The sequence below is a fragment of the Salinicola sp. genome (assembly GCF_982684285.1).
On the sequence record NZ_CEXLVS010000482.1, the window covers coordinates 1 to 1,263 of the forward strand.

Here is a 1,263-nt window from a genome sequence, read left to right on the forward strand (position 1 = left end):
ATCAATGCCTAAACCTACAATATGTACGGTCTTGCTACCCCAGGTCACCGATAATTCAACACCTGCAATTAAATCAAGATCGGTTCCCTGAGCGGCTTTTTTTGCGGCCTCAATACCTTCGGTGCCATCATGATCGGTGAGCGCCAATACCTCAACATTATGCTCAATGGCACGGGCAATTAACGCTTCTGGAGTTAAAGACCCATCGGATGCGGTCGAGTGCGAATGTAAGTCATAACAAGTCATACTGGCTATTTTACGTTAGAATGCCGGTTATTACTGTTAAAACTAGAATTTGAGATGAAACTATTTTTTGATTTTTTACCTATTGTCCTTTTTTTCCTTGCCTATAAATTTGGTGGTGGCCTCTACCAGTGGAATGGTCATGAATATGATGTCCAAGGCATTTATGCTGCCACCGCTGTCATGATCATGGCGACCATCGTTCAAACCAGCTATTCATGGTTACGTCATGGCAAAGTCGAAAAATCTCACTTAATCACCTTGGTATTGGTATTAGTCTTAGGGGGGGCCACCTTGTGGTTATAGAACCCTAATTTCATTAAATGGAAACCCACCGCAGTGAATTGGCTATTTGCCTTAGCCTTTGCTGGTGCCCATCTGTTCACCGATAAGTCCTTACTCGAACGCATGATGGCTGAACATATCCAGTTGCCCGCGGCTATCTGGTTCCGTCTGAATATTGCCTGGATCTTGTTTTTTATTATGTCCGGCCTAGCCAACCTTTATGTTGCGTTTAACTTTGACGAAGCAACCTGGGTTAATTTCAAACTGTTTGGCTTGCTGGGTTTAACCATCGTTTTTATCATCGTTCAATCCATCTATCTCGCTAAACACGCCGTTGAAGTGCCCAACTCCAGTAAGGATGTTTAAGATGTTGTACGCCATTATGAGTGAAGATGTTGAAAATAGCCTGCCATTACGCATGGGAGCCAGGCCCGCTCATATTGAGCGGCTGCAAGAATTACAACAACAAGGTCGGCTGGTTCTAGCTGGACCACACCCAGCTATAGATAATGAACAGCCGGGTGAAGATGGTTTTTCCGGTAGCTTGGTTGTCGCTGAATTCAACGATCTAGCGGCAGCACAAACTTGGGCCGATGACGATCCTTATATTGCTGCTGGCGTTTATGCCAAAGTCACCGTCAAACCCTTCAAAAAAGTATTACCGTGACCGATACTATCGCTGCATTAAAAAGTGCATTAAGCTCATTAAATCCCACCCATCTAGAAATTCAAGAT

General features: G+C 44.2%; 2 protein-coding genes and 1 pseudogene. 2 read left to right on the forward strand and 1 reads right to left on the reverse strand.

What is annotated here, in order from left to right; all coding sequences use genetic code 11:
* Positions 1–246: PHP domain-containing protein (locus AC3AYF_RS21285; protein ID WP_487780462.1), on the reverse strand; the 246-nt coding region annotated here is incomplete at its 3' end.
* A gap of 54 nt (positions 247–300) precedes the next feature.
* On the opposite strand from AC3AYF_RS21285, the pseudogene AC3AYF_RS21290 reads away from it, so the two are divergent.
* Together AC3AYF_RS21290 and AC3AYF_RS21295 are read left to right on the forward strand one after the other, a co-directional pair.
* Positions 301–894, forward strand: a pseudogene (locus AC3AYF_RS21290) (septation protein A).
* 1 nt (position 895) lies between these two features.
* Positions 896–1,195, forward strand: coding sequence for a YciI family protein (locus tag AC3AYF_RS21295; protein ID WP_487780463.1), 300 nt, complete (start codon positions 896–898; stop codon positions 1,193–1,195).
* Positions 1,196–1,263: the final 68 nt, after the last annotated feature.